The organism is uncultured Psychroserpens sp., assembly GCF_947503375.1.
In the GTDB taxonomy this organism is placed as follows: domain Bacteria; phylum Bacteroidota; class Bacteroidia; order Flavobacteriales; family Flavobacteriaceae; genus Psychroserpens.
In genome coordinates, this window is the sequence record NZ_CANNDQ010000012.1 from 14,430 (window position 1) to 33,055 (window position 18,626).

General features: G+C 31.5%; 15 protein-coding genes. All 15 read right to left on the minus strand.

Annotated features, from left to right (window positions below; translation table 11 throughout):
* Window positions 1–149: 149 nt before the first annotated feature.
* Window positions 150–1,238, minus strand: a complete 1,089-nt coding sequence (locus Q0876_RS14985; RefSeq protein ID WP_299229467.1) for a glycosyl hydrolase 53 family protein — start codon at window positions 1,236–1,238, stop codon at window positions 150–152.
* A 54-nt stretch (window positions 1,239–1,292) separates the two neighbouring features.
* Window positions 1,293–1,658 (minus strand): DUF2200 domain-containing protein, encoded by a 366-nt coding sequence (locus Q0876_RS14990; protein WP_299229470.1) that lies wholly within the window; start codon window positions 1,656–1,658, stop codon window positions 1,293–1,295.
* A gap of 6 nt (window positions 1,659–1,664) precedes the next feature.
* The gene (locus Q0876_RS14995; protein ID WP_299229473.1) at window positions 1,665–2,432 is read right to left on the minus strand and encodes a hypothetical protein; all 768 of its coding nucleotides are present in this window, start codon (window positions 2,430–2,432) and stop codon (window positions 1,665–1,667) included.
* A gap of 394 nt (window positions 2,433–2,826) precedes the next feature.
* Complete coding sequence (locus Q0876_RS15000) at window positions 2,827–4,488, minus strand: NHL repeat-containing protein (protein ID WP_299229476.1); 1,662 nt, start codon at window positions 4,486–4,488, stop codon at window positions 2,827–2,829.
* Window positions 4,489–4,516: 28 nt separating this feature from the next.
* Window positions 4,517–7,126: a T9SS type A sorting domain-containing protein gene (locus Q0876_RS15005; protein ID WP_299229479.1), complete on the minus strand. Its 2,610-nt coding sequence runs from the start codon at window positions 7,124–7,126 to the stop codon at window positions 4,517–4,519.
* Between the two features lie 93 nt (window positions 7,127–7,219).
* Complete coding sequence (locus tag Q0876_RS15010; protein ID WP_299229482.1) at window positions 7,220–7,996, minus strand: helix-turn-helix domain-containing protein; 777 nt, start codon at window positions 7,994–7,996, stop codon at window positions 7,220–7,222.
* Window positions 7,997–8,438: 442 nt separating this feature from the next.
* Complete coding sequence (locus Q0876_RS15015) at window positions 8,439–9,569, minus strand: glycoside hydrolase family 26 protein (RefSeq protein ID WP_299229485.1); 1,131 nt, start codon at window positions 9,567–9,569, stop codon at window positions 8,439–8,441.
* A 206-nt stretch (window positions 9,570–9,775) separates the two neighbouring features.
* Window positions 9,776–9,976 carry a hypothetical protein gene (locus tag Q0876_RS15020; protein WP_299229488.1) on the minus strand — a complete coding sequence of 67 codons (201 nt, stop codon included), beginning with the start codon at window positions 9,974–9,976 and terminating at the stop codon, window positions 9,776–9,778.
* Window positions 9,977–10,002: 26 nt separating this feature from the next.
* Complete coding sequence (locus Q0876_RS15025; protein ID WP_299229489.1) at window positions 10,003–10,359, minus strand: hypothetical protein; 357 nt, start codon at window positions 10,357–10,359, stop codon at window positions 10,003–10,005.
* 542 nt (window positions 10,360–10,901) lie between these two features.
* The gene (locus Q0876_RS15030) at window positions 10,902–11,525 is read right to left on the minus strand and encodes a hypothetical protein (RefSeq protein ID WP_299229491.1); all 624 of its coding nucleotides are present in this window, start codon (window positions 11,523–11,525) and stop codon (window positions 10,902–10,904) included.
* A 918-nt stretch (window positions 11,526–12,443) separates the two neighbouring features.
* Window positions 12,444–13,220 (minus strand): DUF3883 domain-containing protein, encoded by a 777-nt coding sequence (locus Q0876_RS15035; RefSeq protein WP_299229494.1) that lies wholly within the window; start codon window positions 13,218–13,220, stop codon window positions 12,444–12,446.
* Between the two features lie 8 nt (window positions 13,221–13,228).
* Window positions 13,229–14,428, minus strand: a complete 1,200-nt coding sequence (locus tag Q0876_RS15040) for a DNA adenine methylase (RefSeq protein WP_299229497.1) — start codon at window positions 14,426–14,428, stop codon at window positions 13,229–13,231.
* A gap of 1,073 nt (window positions 14,429–15,501) precedes the next feature.
* Window positions 15,502–16,773 (minus strand): reverse transcriptase domain-containing protein, encoded by a 1,272-nt coding sequence (locus tag Q0876_RS15045; protein WP_299229500.1) that lies wholly within the window; start codon window positions 16,771–16,773, stop codon window positions 15,502–15,504.
* A gap of 804 nt (window positions 16,774–17,577) precedes the next feature.
* Window positions 17,578–17,994 carry a hypothetical protein gene (locus Q0876_RS15050; protein WP_299229503.1) on the minus strand — a complete coding sequence of 139 codons (417 nt, stop codon included), beginning with the start codon at window positions 17,992–17,994 and terminating at the stop codon, window positions 17,578–17,580.
* Window positions 17,995–18,413: 419 nt separating this feature from the next.
* Window positions 18,414–18,626, minus strand: a 213-nt coding sequence (locus Q0876_RS15055; RefSeq protein ID WP_299229506.1) for a M23 family metallopeptidase, incomplete at its 5' end; no start/stop codon positions are given.

Genomic DNA, 18,626 nt, shown 5'->3' on the forward strand with positions numbered 1-18,626 from the left:
AGCGCTGGTATTTTTTTTTATTCCATAAAGCATTGCGCGAAACAAAGTTCTCTGTAAGCTTTTACTTGTAATATTCTGATTTAGAATCAATCTAACATGAGACCAATTCAAATTTAATTATCTGTTTTTTATAATATTAGGCGATATAATTAGTGTTCGAAAATTGTTTTCCAAGTAGTGAATGATAATCTTTCATTTCCTTCTTCATCGAGTAAGCCAGTATCTCTCCATAATTTTCCAATATCCATAAGTTCTATTGGGAATGTTTCCCAAAGCGCGTCATAATCTCTGTGAGCCCACCAAATTATGAATTCATAATCTTGTTGTTGTGCATTTGTTAAGAGGGTCTCTAAGTAGTTGTTTTGCTCTGTTTCGTTTCCGTTAATTGATATATTTAGGTTAGGTACCAATAAGTTTTCCGCAAGGTGACTACTTTCTACAAAGGCTATGGGCTTGGTTATTCTATTGTGTAAGAAATCTAGGGTTTGCTGAAACTCATTCCTTGAGTGTTGGTTTTTGATAAAGGGGTAAAAGCTGATAGATACAAAGTCCATTTGATTCATATGGTTGATAACTTCATCTATGTATTCTGTAGGGTTGTCAATATTTGGCTCGTATAAATTATGTAGTGATATTGACTCTGAAATGCTCAAGTTAGGATACAGTTGTTTAATTCTTGATTTTACATTTTGAATTAATAGTTTATAAGCATTCCATTTACTTTCATTTCTCAACCTTAATTCATTTACTTCTATAGCGATGACTAAGTAATCAGGTGAAAATTGATTAACCAAATAACGAATATGCCTAAAATAGGCATCTTCAATTTCAATATCGTTTAGGTTTGTGTATGAAGGAATTGTTCCATCAAAATCTAAAGCAAGTTCATCTCTATTAGAATTTAATAAACTTACAGAAAGCAAAAATTGCTTAGTATGTATTTTTCTGTTTACTCGTCCGTTAATTTCATTTGTGAATTCAGTTGGTAAAATCAGATTATTTATCCAAGCATTCCAAGGAATTTTGTTATCAATATGTTCAGCATAAATATCTGAATTGTTTTCTATAAACAAATATGTATCTTCCACATCTTGTTCTGTAGGTCCAAAGCTCCAAGTCGTAAATCCCATCTTAAAATTCCTATTAACAAGGTCTGAGCTTACACTTTCATCATTATTATTACAACTTGCTAAACAAACAAAAAATCCTAATAGAATGGTGTGAAGTTTATATATCATAGTTGTTACTGCCTAATTACTGCCAACACGCTGGCTTATGTTTGCGTTACTTTTTTATTCTTGTCGCAAGATTTTCTCCATCTTTCTACCTCTTGCTAGCTCGTCTACTAACTTGTCTAGGTATCTAACTTGTTTTGTCAATGGAGTTTCAATTTCTTCTATTCTATAACCACAAATAACTCCTTTTATTAGGTGTGTATTTGTATTCAGTGTTGCATGTGCAAAGAATGCTTCAAAAGTCACTTTTTGTTCGATTAATTCTTTTAGTTTATTGTCATCAAAACCTGTTAACCATTCTATCACTTGATGCAATTCTTTTTTAGTTCTTCCTTTTTTCTCAACTTTATTAACATAATGAGGGTATACAGATGCAAATGTCATTTTTGCAATTCGAGTATCGTGTTCAGGTGTTGTTTTCATACTGTTTTAAATTTTTAGCGGACTATTAAAAGTTGTCCATTCAGTTGTTTTTAATGTTTGTCCGTCTGTGTTCATAGGTGTGAACCTCACTTTATATTTCCCTTTTTCATAAAAAGTAAATGCTCCAGCACACATACCATGACCAACAGCAAGTTTTTTGTCCCATTCTTTTATATAGTAGATGGTTTTTTTGTTTGTAGTGATATTAATAACTTCTGTCTTGTACCAAACTTTAGTCACAGATTTATTTTTAACATTAAAAATTGCGTTTACAGATGGTCCGCAACCATAAAATTCAACTTCAGTTTTTTCAAATTCAATCTTAAGATTCGAATTTAGAATAGTAGCAAATTTTTTGTCTGTTGTTTTCCAATAGACTTTTTCTTTTTCTTTTTTTTCTGAATTCCAGATTACCATTTCTTTAGTTTCTGATTCAGTTTGGTCTGAGTATTTTAAGTAATAAGTTGTATTTGATTCTAGTTCTATTGATGGTTTGAAGAGTGCTTGGGTTAAACCCATTTGACCTGTTAAAATATCTTGAAGCTTTAGTTCGATTAATTGTCCATTCTTACTTTGTAAATAGACCGCTCTATTTTTAAAGCTATTAATTGTCTTTTGGCTTTTTGAATAACCTTGTATAATGAATATCGAATTTAAGCTAATCTCTTTATCTTTAGGATAGAATTGCATTCCATTATTACTACACATAAACGAATCTGCATTTGCAAATTGAATTTTGAAAGCTAAAAACAGAAGTAGCATAATTTTTTTCATAATGAGTGTTTCTTCTCTTATATCAAATATTGTTCAGCATATATCAAGATTAACGTATTCGCGTATCATTTGTTGTATTTATACTAAGATAGCGAATAGGAAGGAAACTAGAGGAAAAATTGACCAAATGAGCTATAAATATTTTTGAGCAACGTATTTTTAAAGATTTTATAAAAAGCTGTTACTTTTTGGTAGGTTATTAACATTAGTTTCTTTTAAATTCAAGTATTCTAATTTATGAAATCTAGCTTTAGTAAGCATTAAGTGATACTAATTCGTTTAGGTTTTGAACAGCGATATTTAATATTGAAAGCAAAAAAAAATTAAATCAGAACATGATTTGTTTTCATAAAGGATTTAATCTATAGATCAAATAATATTTTAAGCTTTGCTATTAATTTCCTGCATCTAAATGAATTACTCTTACACGTGTTGGTGCTAAACCTGAGCCTGTAGAATTAGCTACTTCATTGACATAAAGCCTAGTTCCGTCTGAACTAATATCTAAATCATTTGGAAAAGACATATTACTATTAAGAGCCGAACCATTAGCTGCACCTCTTGCGCCATTTCCAGCTATAAGTGTGATATTAGACAGCATATCAACTTCATATATTTGATGTGCTGATCTTGCAACAACATATAACTTATCATCAGCAAAAATTAAATGTCCATTATTATTCCCAGGAATTGTGGCAAAAATACTGGCTGAGCCATCAGGCACAACTTTGATAATGTTTCCATTGCTAAAATTGGCCACATAAAGATTATCGTCAGAATCAAATGTAATTCCATTTGGACACGCTGCTAAAAGGTTACTATCTGAAAAAATGGATTGATTCCCATTAGAATCAACTTTAATGATATTGCCTCCTCCACAATTAGCTACATAAAGATTATTCTGATCATCAATAGCAATACCTATTGGTGCTGACAATAATCCTCCAGAAGTAAAATTTGTAGTATTACCATTAGTATCTGTTATCGAAATTCTACCTCCAGCTTGATGAGACTGATAAAAATTACCTTGTGCATCAATATGATTCCCTGAAGCACCATCTGAAAATCCAGAAATAAAAGTTGATACTTGACCATCTGGTGTAATAGACACTACGCTAGAGCCATTTCCTATAGATAAAGCTTCTCCAAAATCAGCAACATAAATAACATCATTTTCATCAACTGAAACCCCTCCAGTGCCTATACCTATTGAAGGTACTAAAGTACTTATTAGATTGGTGCGCTGTAATGTGAATGAAGAAGAAGGGTTTGACAATACGCTTAAGGAAGCGTCATTTAAATGTTCAGACAAAATTACAATTTTATAATTTTGATTTTCAATGATGTCATCACCATCGGTATCTTTTAGAACACTGTCTAAAACTACTTGATTTGTTGATGGTGAAAGTGAAATAAAAAGATTAGAAGGACTATTTAGCGCTTCATTTAATTCAATAGAAGAATTATCTTTTAATACAAAAACTCTATAGCCAGCCAATAACTGTGATGATTGATTATCTACGAAACTTAAGTCTATGTCTGAAGCATTTCCATTATTAGTATTATCTAATATTTGAATTGATGTTACTGGATCTAATGGTAATAAATCTGTATTCACTAAAGTAAAAATTTCAGAAAATGAAGATAATGCACTTAAGCTTGTATCTATAGCATGTAGAGAAATTATCGCGACTTTGTAATTAACACCTTCTATTATTAGATTACCTCCAACAGTTTTAAGACCAGCAGGCAAAACAGTAGTATTGTCAGAAGAAAATTCATGGTAAGCACTCTCTGGTAGTTCTAAAGCTTCGTTTAGCGCAAGGTTAGCATTTGCGTCTAGAACTAACGCTCTATACACCAATAAATTACTTTGTGAGCTTACATTAAAACTTATTCTTATATCTGAAGCATTGCCGCTATTACCAATATCAGATACATTAACAGCTGTAACAGGACTCAAAGGGTTTAAATTAGTTTGGTCATTAGAATTATCGTCACTTCCGCAAGATATCAGTAAAATTATTGTCAAGTATGTATATATATTTTTCTTCATTGCTTTTTAATTTTGAAACATTAATCTACTAACTTGCAATCAGTTTTTTAACGATAGACCTATTCCCTAATTTAATTCTCACAAAATAGAAACCATCACTTTGATTTAAATTAAGGTTTGTAAGTTCAATAGTATTATCAATAATATTCAAAGTTTCATTATGGAAAATTTGTAGTCTCTGTCCTAAGTAATTAAGTATTTCTATCTCAAGCATATCTGGTGAAATTGAACTAGGAAATCGAATGAATACCTTGTTGCTGTTTGTTGGGTTTGGAAACAGATGAACATCATTCAAACTTTCATATTCATCTATACTTAATACATCATATGCATCAGAAATCCAAACGCCTCTTCCCAAAGTTGCTACACGCAATTTATTATCAACTGGATTATATTCTATATCAGTAACGAATGTGATTGGAAGTCCATGATTAAATTCTGTCCAATTCACACCTCCATTTGTGGTTATATATACACCTAAGTCAGTTGCTGCATATATAATATCTTCATTAGTATGATCCACAGCTATAGCATTGACTTGAATATCAGGTAAATCTCCTTGAATAGAGTTCCACGTAATACCAGTATTAGTTGACTTATAGATATGCGGTGTATTTGCATTTATGCTATTGCGACTAATAAATACTGTTTGTGAGTTTTGCCCACTGGTTTTTATATCTGTCATTCTCCAACCTGGAGCAGAGGTTTGCTGCCATGTTTCTCCTGTATCATTACTGTTATATACCGACCATGTCGAACCAGTCCAAGCTGCAGCATAGCAGACACTTGGGTCAGCTTGGCTAAATGTTAAATCTGTAACTATGGAGGCAGTTAATTTTTTTACCCAAAAAGTACCTGCATTGATGCTCTTGTAAAGTCCCTGTTGTGTAGAACCTAATAGTATATTTGAATCTGTGGGATGCATACTTAAAGGAGCAAAATGACTTCCCGTATTTTCGCCCAAATTTATTCCATTAGTAATTTGTGTAGCAAATGAATTTGTTCCATTTGAAGACCTCCAATATGTTCCATTTATCCAGGTTCCAAAATAATTATTAGCATTGTTAAAATCTACAGCAACATTAACCCCGTCAAAAAATCCCCATCGCTCCCAATTAAGTCCATTTTGAATGTTAGCTCCTTGAAGTCCATGGTCCCATAATCCACCTATAACGATATTGGTATTAGATCTACCTGAACCTACAGATAAAAATTGAGCAGTTACTAAACCGTTATTCGCATTAGTCCAACAAGTACCATTATTTATACTCTTTGAGATGCCACCATCATTTATAGAATACACTGTAGTAGGATCATGAGGATCAAAACCTATATCATGATGATCTACATAAGTCATGCATGATGGAGTGTCTGGGCATGTAGGACAAGCTGTCCTATCTTTTTGTTCCCAAGTTATTCCACCATCAGTTGTTCTCCAAAAACTGATTCCACCAAATAAAACTAAATCTGGATCTATTGGAGATACAGCTATTGTATTGTTATACCAACCTTGACAGAAAAACCCTAAACTGTTCGTAATACAAAACGCATTTGGAGTATTAAGAAGTTTTGACCACGATGTGCCATTATCAGTAGATTTATAAACTCCTTCTAGACCTGTATCGCTTAATCTAGTGATACTTGTATAGAGTATATCTGGATTAGATTGGCTTTGATCTATACTGATGAAATTTATATTACTAGTGGGTAAACCGTTAGTGATTAAATTAAATGTGTTTCCGCCATCTATTGACTTTAAAATTCCAACATTCTCTTGTGCAACAAAAATTATATCAGGATTATCTGATTGTAATATTATATCATTAAAAATAAAATTCTGATGATTGGTTCCATCTCCAAAAACAACCGACCAGTTATCACCACCATCAATACTTTTCCACAACCCATTCGTAGCTGCCATCCATAAGATATTTGTGTTCGTAGGATGCCAAGCTATTTTTAATACAGAAACACCTAGAGTACTTGAATAACTATAGTTAGTTGGAAGCCATGTTTCTCCTCCATCTATTGATTTAAAAACACCAATACCTCCTTTGATAACAACCCATGGTGTTCTATAACCTTCACCAGTACCAATAATAATCGTACTACTGTTATCAGGTTTGACAGCAACTGCACCAACTCCTGTGGATGGGATATTATCGGTTTTAGGACTCCAGCTATCTCCTCCATCTTGAGAAAGCCATAAGCCTCCTGAAGCTGAACCAGCCCATATAACATCAGGTAAATTAGGATCAAAGGCGTGAGAAATCATCCTTCCACCATGTCCATCCATATCTATTGGCCCGATATTTTGCCAGTTAGCCATAGGGCCTGAACCAGAACGCTCACTAAACTCTCTAATGTTTTGAAACACCTCCCATCTATTAGTTACGCTACTTGAACCATCTATACTTCGACGTTGTTCGTAGAGCCATCGCTCTCTCACATATTGCATATAACCTGTACCTTTGAGTTGACTCAAATCATTTTCTACTTCGTTCAATAATTGTGAGTAATAATTATCCTGTTCGATTATTGGATCTGGGATGACTCCAAAATTTTGAGACTCATTTTGTTGAGCACTTGCACTAACCATATAAAAGACGCAGAGTCCTAATTGTAGAATTCTTTTCATAGCAGTATTATATTTTTAATATTTCTTTTCTAACAAAGAACAATACTAACAATAGAATACTATTGTAAAAAAGCGAACAAAGTGAAGATAGGATTACGAATAAATATATTGACTTTTATAATTATTGTCGTCTAGAAGTATCGAATTATGAGACTTATTTTTAAATCCATTAGGCGTATCATTTGTAAAAATAAAAAAATCTTTATAGAAATGACTTAAATCATAATATCCTAGTGCAAGAGCTAAAGGTTCAATTTTTGAATCAAATTTTTCCGCAAATATTAGTGTAGATTTTTTAATCTTTAGTAATCGTTTATATCGCATTGGACTAATTCCTATGTGCGTGCTGTATAGTTTTTCAAAATATCTGGAACTACCTATTGTTCTAACAGAATTTGAAAGCTTTTTTAAAGAATCAAATTGTGAAAAAACATCAATTATTAGAGCAGATGGGATGCTTTTTTTGTTTTTAAATATGTGTGGTAATTCATTATAAATAACATGATAAATTAGTGATTCTAGAGTATTGTCTTTGTCTAAATCGAATGCTTTATCAAGCCAGCTATCATAAGCTAAATCATCTAAATTAATAACTTGATTCTTTGCATGACGCGCTTCATCTTTAATGATATTTGATGTCATCCATGGCATCAACTTAAAAGAGAGAATTATTGTATTTGGTTCTAATTCAAAATAAGAACTCTTATCTACAATGCCAATGTATGCATGACTATTAATCGTATACTCTTTGTCACCAATAAAGATCTTTAGCGAACCTTTAATTAGATATAAAATCTCTGGGAATCCATCTGCAATTATAGGTTCTCTACAATGATGCTCATCGTTTGTTAATGCCCAAATGCTTTGCACGTGTTCAGCATAGCGATAACTGTATTTATATTTATAAAACTTAACCACAACTTTTTTACTATAAATATAAAAGATTAATTAACAATTAAAGTTTCAAGCTTCCTTTAACTACTCTAATTTATAAATTACCTGTCTTACTCCGAATTAATTATATTGGGTATTTCGAATTGTTTTTTAATTCACAATATTACCAATGAACATGATTAAAAAAACTTAAAGCCCAACGGTAATATAGCATTTTGAGTTAAAGAAATCAAAAACAAAGTAACGTTGGCATAGTAGAAAAAAATTATATTCTTCATTTTCATATTATTTGTATTCCGAGTAGACGAGAACCAGTAATTGGTTATGTATAAGTTGTTGCTCTACTTGTTTAATTCAGTTAAGCTGTTCTACTGATTTTTTTGACTTTTTGTTCTTATGAACTATGCAGAATGATTAATTATTTTTGTTTTTTATATTCTAATTGTTCATAAAGTTCGGGCGATTGTTTTAAATACGTGCTTTTATTGGTTTCCATAAACCATGCCCTTGATATTTTTTCATTATTAAAAAGACGAGAATCTTTCCAATTAGAAATTCCCTCAATGTAGAGTCTTTCCCAATCTTCGTTAATGAAACTAACGGCTTTAATATTCTTATTATAAATGAAAGTAAAAAAATTAACAAACCACTGATCCCAAACATCAATATTGTCTTTATGAATACCTTTAATTGGATTAGATTCGGCAATCATTACAGGTTTTTTCTTTTGCTTGGCAAATTGTAGGACGTCATCACAATGCGTTCCAAAATCTGAATTATATGCATGACCAAAAACTGAGATACCTATCCAATCTACATAATTATCACCAGGATACCAATCAGATAGTTTGTAATCTTTGAAAGGTTCCGAAGCGTAAGAGTGCCAAACAAATGCAATATTGTTTACACCTTCTTCTCGTAAAAGGTCAACAATGTGTTTGTATGCTTTTATATATTTCTTGGGTTCTAGCTGGTTATGAGAGCCATCAAATTCATAACCTATTCTTAGGTAAATTGGTCGATTAGTAGATTTTGCCCAAGCGCCATACTTTTTGATAACCTCATCATAGTCTCCTTTGCCAGCTTTTTTTGAAATATCCCACTTGCCTACCATCCACATGGCGCTTTGTATAACTGTATTAGGAAAGCTATCGATTAGCATTTGATGATTTTGTGTACTGCCTGTATCATTTTTATAAGACTCAGTTATACCTTTAAATTCAGGTATGCCCCAATAAGCTGACCAACCACTTGGAATTGGTTCATTTTGAAAGTTATCTTTATACTCTTTTATACTTTCAAGAGTTTGCCCCATAATTAGTAATTTTTTTCCTTGTTGAGGAACAAATTTTGTCTTGTGATAATCATAAATAAATTCAGAACTAACTTCAGTATTAATTTTTGATATCATCTTTTCAATTTTTAGTTTGGTTAATTCTGAATCTTTAAACTTTTTTTCTTGCGACATGACAAATGATGATAAAAATAGCATTATGTAAGTCATGAAATATAATGCATTAGGTTTAAACAATTTTATACTAAAAATCATATATATAGTTTTTATTTCTTATTAACACTTTTTCTATATTAGTGCCAACGAGATTGTGTAGGGTTTCGTAGCGGAATTCAGATGAAGCCTTTTATGCAAGGTTGAGTTACAAAATTTTTTCCGATTAGATAAATATACAAATTATAGGATAGTTTTCTCGTTTTAACCAACTGAGCAATGAACTATACACGTTGTTGTGTGTAGTTTTATGATTTCCACTTTTGACCTTTACTAGAAACCTTGCAATAATAACATCCACTTGACTTTTCATCAATATTATACCAAGAATGTTCTGCATTAACCAATTCACAGTCTTTGCCTTTATCAGCAATTCCTAGATTGATTAAAAACCATGGAAGTCTTTCCCTCCACCAATATCTAATTCCATAAGGATGCTTATTAATCATAACTTTAAATAATATTGAGAACTGTTTTATTTTTTTAGTTTGAATTGATTCATACCAATTTTAAATACCAATTCATTATTTAATGCTATTTGCTTTCCTTTACTATCATAAAACTCTGCAAATACGTTATCCTTGTCAATTATTTCCATAACTGCACCTTGTCGACCTGATATTAAATCTTCGCTTAGATTTTCGGTTAGTTCAATTTTTTTATAAAGATATTTCTTCTCCAATACTTTTATTGGGTCAATTGGTGTTTCAGTTCCAGAGAATAATTTACCCAATTTGTTAAATCCTTTACCGATTAATTTAAAAAACCCGAGTATAAGCCCTTCGAACAGAAGTTGAACAAAAATTTTCCCAAGGATTTCGAATATTATCATTCTTCAGATTTGGCTTTTCAAATTACACACAACTCAGTGTTAAACGTAGTTCTGGTTGGAGAATGAAAAGATAATAAATTCTTAAACAATAATTTAAGAAGGCAACTTCGAATAAATCTTAATTTATTGTTCGTCAATTAGTTTCGCTTTAGCGAAGCGTAAATTGTAGAATTTATTAGATTGAGAATTCGAGAAACAGAATCAAATTACTATTAACCGACGATGGCTTACGTTTTAGCTCGAAGCTCGTTAAAGGCGATAATTTAGCAAATAAGAATTGTAGTAATTTGGTTTAACCCTGAGATGGAATACATTTACTTTAAGATGTAATGACAGCGAAGCTGCGCATATTAAAGTTCGCCTTTGGCGAATGTATTCCATCGTCTTCGTGTATGGCTAGTTGCGGAAATTAACGCATGTTATTTTCCGTTAGATTGATTTTTTATTAAAGGTAAGAATTTTTCTTTTGCTTAACCACCTTAGCAATTAGTTATACACGTTGTTAGGCGTAGGCATATCAATGCAAGTGTAATAAATTGACATTATAAATAATACTCTTGTTCTCTTTTCGGTATTCCAGATAGCTTCATAAACTCAGACTGTTCATTATAAACTTCTATATAGAATGAAACACTATCATTATGTTTTTCTGCTAGCCAATTATATTTATCGTAAATTGACGATTGGTTTAAATTATTCCTTAATCCTTGGTCAATTATTTCTTTTCTTTTTTCAAACATTTTGAATTGCATGTTTGAATGTTCATTAAATACTTTTGAACCCTCTGAATCCTCAATGGACATCAGAAACCCTATATTATTGAAAGCAGGGAAATTGAAATAGTTAATCGAAGCCAAACCATCTTCATGATTACATTTGTGATCAACATTTATATTTGTTGATTTTATGACTTCTGGATCTATGACAATACGAGGGTATTTGGCTAGGTTATTTTCAATAAAATAGGCTCTATTCATTGCAGGACCAAATAATTGGGAAGTCATTTCATTAAAATATATTTTACCATAGGTCATCCCACCACGAATTAATATACCTTCTAACAACAATAGTTTTTGAAAATTCGAGATATCGTCTATTTCCCACTGAATATTTACTGATTTGTTTAAAGTTTCGTAGTCGGGTGTTTCCTTACTGTATAAATTCATTGGATATGAAATTCGTACGAGTGAATCTGAAAAGTATATTACTTTCGGTGGCCTCTTTATATTTTCCGAGCCATTTGCATTAGATACTTTTACATTTATATGTCTTTGTGAAACGTATTGAAATTTCGCTAAAATATCTGAAATTCTATTTGCGGACAAGGATTCTACCATCGACTTGAATCCCAAAATATCAATAAATGTAACAATGGCTTCTTTATAACTTGCATCGTTTTTTTTGTTTATTTCTAGTGGAATCACAATGATTATATATTGGAATTTGACAGTATTGTAATGTTCATTAAATGCATTTTGTAGAAAAATAGTATTTCAAAATTATATAATAGCTAGAACTGTATATTAACTAAATAGATTATAGTATTTTTAGTGCTTAGCGTTTAATTTTAATCTCATTACTCAATCAATGCTTACGCCTAACTCAGGGTTAAACGTAGTTCTGGTTAGAGAATGAAAAGATAATAAATTCTTAAACAATAATTTAAGAAGGCAACTTCGAATAAATCTTAATTTATTGTTCGTCAATTAGTTTCGCTTTAGCGAAGCGTAAATTGTAGAATTTATTAGATTGAGAATTCGAGAAACAGAATCAAATTACTATTAACCGACGATGGCTTACGTTTTAGCTCGAAGCTCGTTAAAGGCGATAATTTAGCAAATAAGAATTGTAGTAATTTGGTTTAACCCTGAGATGGGATACATTTACTTTAAGATGCAATGACAGCGAAGCTGCGCATATTAAAGTTCGCCTTTGGCGAATGTATTCCATCGTATTTATGTATGGTTTCGTTGCGTGGTTTAGCACTTAACTTTGCAAGTACACACCAAACTGAAAATCTGCGATGGTTTTCAGTAGTAAGCGAGAACAAGCAATTACTTATAGCCATTGTTGGGCACAGTGTTTTATTTCGGTGTTACTTTCCAAGTTGTAGTATCAAAAGTAAAATCGGAAAATAATTCACTACTACTTATAATTTTAACGTTTCCGTGTCGAGCTTCTTTATCAAAGTTATATACTCGATAAATAAAAGCAGAGTCTCCATATTCCTCAAAAAATCTTCTTTCATTTTCACTCATGAAAAATGGTTGATTAAAATCACCACTTGTTGTTTTAACTTCGATATAACGAGGTGAACCATCATCATTTATTGAGGAAATATCATAACCTAATCCATCTCCTTGTAATCTACTCAAATGCTGAACATTTTGCATCGCTTTTGCTCTTTCTATTGAAAGAGTTTCTATTAATCGGTCAATTTCAAATTCCAAAACAAATTCCTCACCTTGGTCTCCTATTTCATTATTTCGGTCTCTTACTTTTTCCCAATCAACTTTACGTCCAATAAAACGTCTTGTTTTTTCCTTAATTGTAGTTACTTCATCAGGCTGAATAACTTTGTTAGAAATAGGGTTTAAAAGAGAAAATTTTGCTGGTCTATAATTTTTATCAACTATAAAGCCTTCATCATAAACTTTCACTTTTTCTCCTTGATGTGCTACAATATTGCCTATACGTTGAATAATTAGAGTTTCATTACGAGTCTTAGATTTTATATTGTCTTCAGCATCAAAAGTTAAAACTGTATGTAATAAACTTTTAACTTCAGAAGTGTTTAATTCGCCATAAACAGTTAAAAGTGGTTTTATTGCTCTTCTTATCTGTGCTTCTGTGTGTGCCATGGTTCTTATTAATAATTTGTAATTAAAAGATGTTCAACATTTTTATTGTTTCTATTCATAAAACTTACTAAATAAGTTTTGTCAAACGTTGAAATCTTAATGTTAGGATGATTGTATAAATCAAAAATGAAGTCGGTATTTTTTATAATCATCATCCATTTTGCTTTACAATTATTAATTAAAAAGTCAGCAAGCCTTTTTTGGTCGGTTTTTACAAAATCGTTTTGAGCATAAGTACTGAATTCTGTATCATATGGTGGGTCTAAAAAAATAAAATCATTTTCAGTTGGCTCGTAAATATTAAAAAAGTCTTGAAAATCTGCATTTACAATATTAGTTTTAGATAACAATTCTTGTAAAGGTTCTGATTTTAGATATTCTATCTTCTTTCTAAAGTTCTTTTTGTTGTAAGCAATCCCACCATAAGGAACATTAAATTCGCCTTTTGAATTATAACGAAACATTCCAGAATAAGCGTAATTTCTGATGAATAAGAATATTGCTGTATAAAAGGCTTGGTTTAGTTCGTACTTTTTATGAAAGTTGTAAATATGTCGAAAGTGCATATAAAATGCACTTTTCAATGCAGTTTCAATATTGTCTAAAATATCTTTGTCTGGTAATTTACCTTTTTCTTGTTCAAGAACTTTCATTCTTGAAGTTTTACGAACTAAATTTTTCTTTATTTCTTTTAGGAAATTTTCAATATTAAAGTTAAAATATGATGAAAAAAGCCCGTTGAATTCTTTAGAGTTTTTTAAAATAAACTCATAAATTTTGTTGGACAAAATATCTTTAGATATTTTGCCGCAGGCAAAATCTTTATAGATTTTTATAAAAAAACTTTGATTTTTTTCTGAAATATTTCCTAAAACTTCCCAATTGTGAATTATTTCCTCAATTGCTTTGAAGAACATTTCCCTTTCGTCCGAAACTATGATTTTATATAAATCAATTAATTCGTGTGCTTTGTCATTTATGAAATATTCTTTTGCTTGAATTGCGGTATAGACTGAGCCTCCTCCAACAAAAGGCTCGTAATAATTTTCGAAATAGTCAGGAAGATTCGGAATGATATACTTTAGTTCCTGTTCTTTTCCACCTGCCCATTTTACAAGAGGTTCAAGTTTTCGTTCTTTTGTGTAGTTAGAAAAACTTAAATTAAGTTGATTATACGTTACTACTGGTTCTTCAACAAATGTATTCATAACGTAAATTTAAGCATTTTCAGATTCAGTTTTAACAATTTCTAATGAGTTTTCCAATTTTTGTTCACATTGTGCCCAACGTGTTCGTGTATGATTTGTGCGATTGAGAATCCGCAGGATTTTCCATCGTAGCAAATCAGTTATTTAAAGGTAGTATTTTTTCTATGAAGTAAAAAAGTGAGCATTGATTATACACATTGTCACCTAACGTTGTGACTGATTTGAGTAATCACATAAAGTTTTGCCTTAACAATTCGAACAATTTACGTCTCAAAAGCTAAACTTTAGTTTTGCTTTTGACAGATTAAATGGCAAAAAGTGTTTAAAAAACGCTTTGAAGCTAAAAGCGTAAGCGTATTTATTTCCGCAAGAGGTTAAAATCCGCATCTGAGTTAGATTCCATGAGCGAGTTAAGTTCCGAGTTTGAGTAAGCAAACTATTCAGAGTTTGAGTGGCAAACAAATCTGAGTCTGAGTTAGATTTCACGTATGAGTTGAGTTCCGAGTTCGAGTAAGCAAATTATTCAGAGTTTGAATGGCGAACAACTCCACATCTGAGTAAAATCAAATTCGGATTTGAGTAAGTTTGGAACAATTTTAGGTAACTCAGTGTTAAACGTAGTTCTGGTTAGAGAATGAAAAGATAATAAATTCTTAAACAATAATTTAAGAAGGCAACTTCGAATAAATCTTAATTTATTGTTCATCAATTAGTTTCGCTTTAGCGAAGCGTAAATTGCAGAATTTATTAGATTGAGAATTCGAGAAACAGAATCAAATTACTATTAACCGACGATGGCTTACGTTTTAGCTCGAAGCTCGTTAAAGGCGATAATTTAGCAAATAAGAATTGTAGTAATTTGGTTTAATCCTGAGATGGAATACATTTACTTTAAGATGCAATGACAGCGAAGCTGCGCATATTAAAGTTCGCCTTTGGCGAATGTATTCCATCGGTCTAGTGTATGATTTCGTTGCGTGTTTAAGCATTAAAGTTAGCAAATAATCACAGATAGAAAATTCCAGCGGAATTTTCGCAAGTAAGCCTTTACTAGCAATGAATTATACACATTGTTAGGTGGCGTTTTTATTTCGTTTCTGTTCAAGTAATTCCGAACAAAGAGGTATTCCAGATTTTTTACGTTGTTTGTCAGATAGACATTCTCTTGTTTTTCCACCCATTTTTCTGTATTTGTATGGTATTATTCCTTTAGAAGAAGGTGTAAATTTCCATTCAAAGTTCTTTAAGGCTAAAAATAAATGACGATTAATAAAAATGTCTAATTCTTCTGAAAATCTCTCAACTTCAGTATAATAAAATGCAGAAACCCAACCATCATAAACATTAGAGATTTTCTTTAATAAGGATAAAACATTGTAATCGACTTTTCCGTTGCAGATATCTCGTATTTTACTTTTTAATCTATCAATATTGCTTTTTGAAGGATAAAAACTTTTACCATTGAAAGTGATTGATAAAAAATCAAAGGTTGAATTTTTTAAATCTACTATTTTGGTCTTATCTCCCTCCGATAATGGATGAATTTTTAGTCCAAGTTTTTTAAGAATTAATTCGCAATCATCAAAAGCCTTTTGACACTCTTTTTCATTCGAACATAAAATAACAAAGTCATCAGCATATCTGACTAAATTGTAATTTTTACTTTTGATATAAGTGTCAAATGGTGATAAGTAAATATTAGATAGAAGTGGTGATAAGGGGTTTCCTTGTGGTATTCCGTCATTCAAATCTTCAAAATAATGGCGTTGATTTTTTTGAATATTTTCTAAACCTCCAATTTCTTGATTTAGCGCAGATTCTATTAGCTTATTTAAACTGTCATCTGGTAACTGTGGGAATATTTGTTTTGAAAGCAGTACGTTTTTATCTACTTCACCAAAGAAATTTATTAAATCTGCTTCAAGAACGACTGGGTTGCCTTTGTCGTAAAGCTCTTTAATTTTTTCAATAGCGTTTTTAACACCTAATTTTTTTTGGTAAGCAAAACTTACTCCGTCACTTTTTGAAATTGTTTTTGCGAATTGATTTTCTAATTCTATTGCAATGGCTTTTAAAACTAGTCTATCTGAAATTACAGGAACTTGTAAAGGTCTAAACTTCCCATTTGATTTTGGAATTAGAACTGCACGGTTTGCCGAAAACGAATAGGTGTTTTCTCTTAATTTTTTGGAAATTGAAGATATTTTATCATCAAGATTATTCGTGAAATCTTCAATTGAAATGTTATCTAGTCCGTGTGAGGATTTGTTAGTTTTATTTAGTTTTCCCCAAGCATCTAGAAGCTTCTCTTGGGATGATATTTTATATAGTAATGATTTTTTCATCTATTCTTGTGTTGCAAAGACCTTTTGGAAGACAAGCAGTTGTCCGTATGACAGCTCCTTACAATATAGACACAGAACCCCTTAAGGTTAAATAGAGCCAAACGAGGTAAATCGTTCTGACACAATATCTCAAAAGATGTTCTAGGGCAATCCTGACGATAGGTTTATGAGTGAGCCTAAAGTCTAACGCGAACTTGAGGTTAAATTCAAGCGTTTTCTCACAGGCGTTGTGGACGGCATTTTTTTGGATTGTCCGCTGACGCCTAAATTGATGGTGTAATATGTACTCATTTCATTCAAATTTAAGTTTTTTTCTGACTTTTGCAACTTTTTTACATTTTTTGCAGAAAATGTGACTGATGCCCTGCGCTCTCTGCTCTTAAAAGAGCTTGATACCATTGATTCCATTGGCTTTGTGCTGTCATACACAATGGCATCAAACGAGAAGCACACAGAACAACTTAAGGTTAAATAGAGCCAAACGAGGTAAATCGTTCTGACACAATATCTCAAAAGATGTTCTAGGGCAATCCTGACGATAGGTTTATGAGTGAGCCTAAAGTCTAATCCAAATATTATTATTTCAATGAACTTATTTTCTGGAAATTAATTGTCAATTTTTATGCCAATGTAGAATATATGACAGAGTGTCTTTTTAAATGACACCTAACGGTTTTGTGTATGGCTCGTTGCGGGAAATCAGCTATGATTTTCCGCTGTAACCGAAAGATAACAAATTGCAATGAATTCCTAATCGGAATTCAGCCGCAATGAGTTATACACGTTGTTGTACACAGTTTTTATTTATTCTTTTAATGGAATTCCATATGCTCCGCTTTTCGAAATTCCTTTTGAATAGGACATTTTGGTTTCCAAATCCATTTTTAAATATTCAGTTCCTTTTATTAAAATTCGGACTATATTGTCTTTCCAGTCAATTTTTATATCGCTTTCAATAAGGTCATTTATAATCGAATATTCATTTTTATATTCGGTTAATAATGGTGGTGCATAACCTTGGGCGTGATTTATATAAGCCTCAATTTCGTTACTTTCATCAATCAAAGTTCCTCGAGAACATATAAATCCATCAAATTCTATTTCGTCTCGATTGTTAGTTATGTTAATCACATATGCCCAAACAGAATGAATGTCGCCTTGAACGAGAACACATTTATTCATTTCGTAATTATATTCCGATTGCAATAATGCCTCATCCATAGCTATATGATTTGAAAAATGATAATTGCAATTAAGATTAGGAAAAAGTAGAATAAAACTCCAGCGATTTGTGCAGTTTCAGCTTGTTCCATTTTCTTTTCAAACCCAAATTTTTTGAATCTGTCGAATTCAATTTGATTTGCACTTTTTGAATTCAGACGAGAATTTGGATTTACAGGAAAAATGAAAAAATTAAACCATTCCTCTTTTGTAAGTGGTATAGTTTTTCTCTTTTCTTTATTTAATTCTTCTTTGTTCAGGCGTTCTCTTAAATTGTGTACAACGTGTTCGTGTATGGTTTCGTTGTGGTGTCTAGCACTGAGTTAGTAAATTATACCACAACGTAGGAAAATCCGTAGGATTTTCCGAAAAGACACAGGCTGAACAATGAATTATACACGTTGTTAGGTGCTGTACAATCATCGATTTTCTTTTATAAATTCAGTTGGATTTAAATAACCATCAGTAATTTCAGAATATCCAGCTCCTATTGGCAATTCTAGATTATTTCTGATTTCCAAGTGTAAATGTGCAAGATACTGACCATCTACATTTCCAATTGTTCCGATTTTCGTTCCTTTCTTAATCCACTGCTTTTCTTTTACTAGAATTGTATCGCAATGTGCATATAA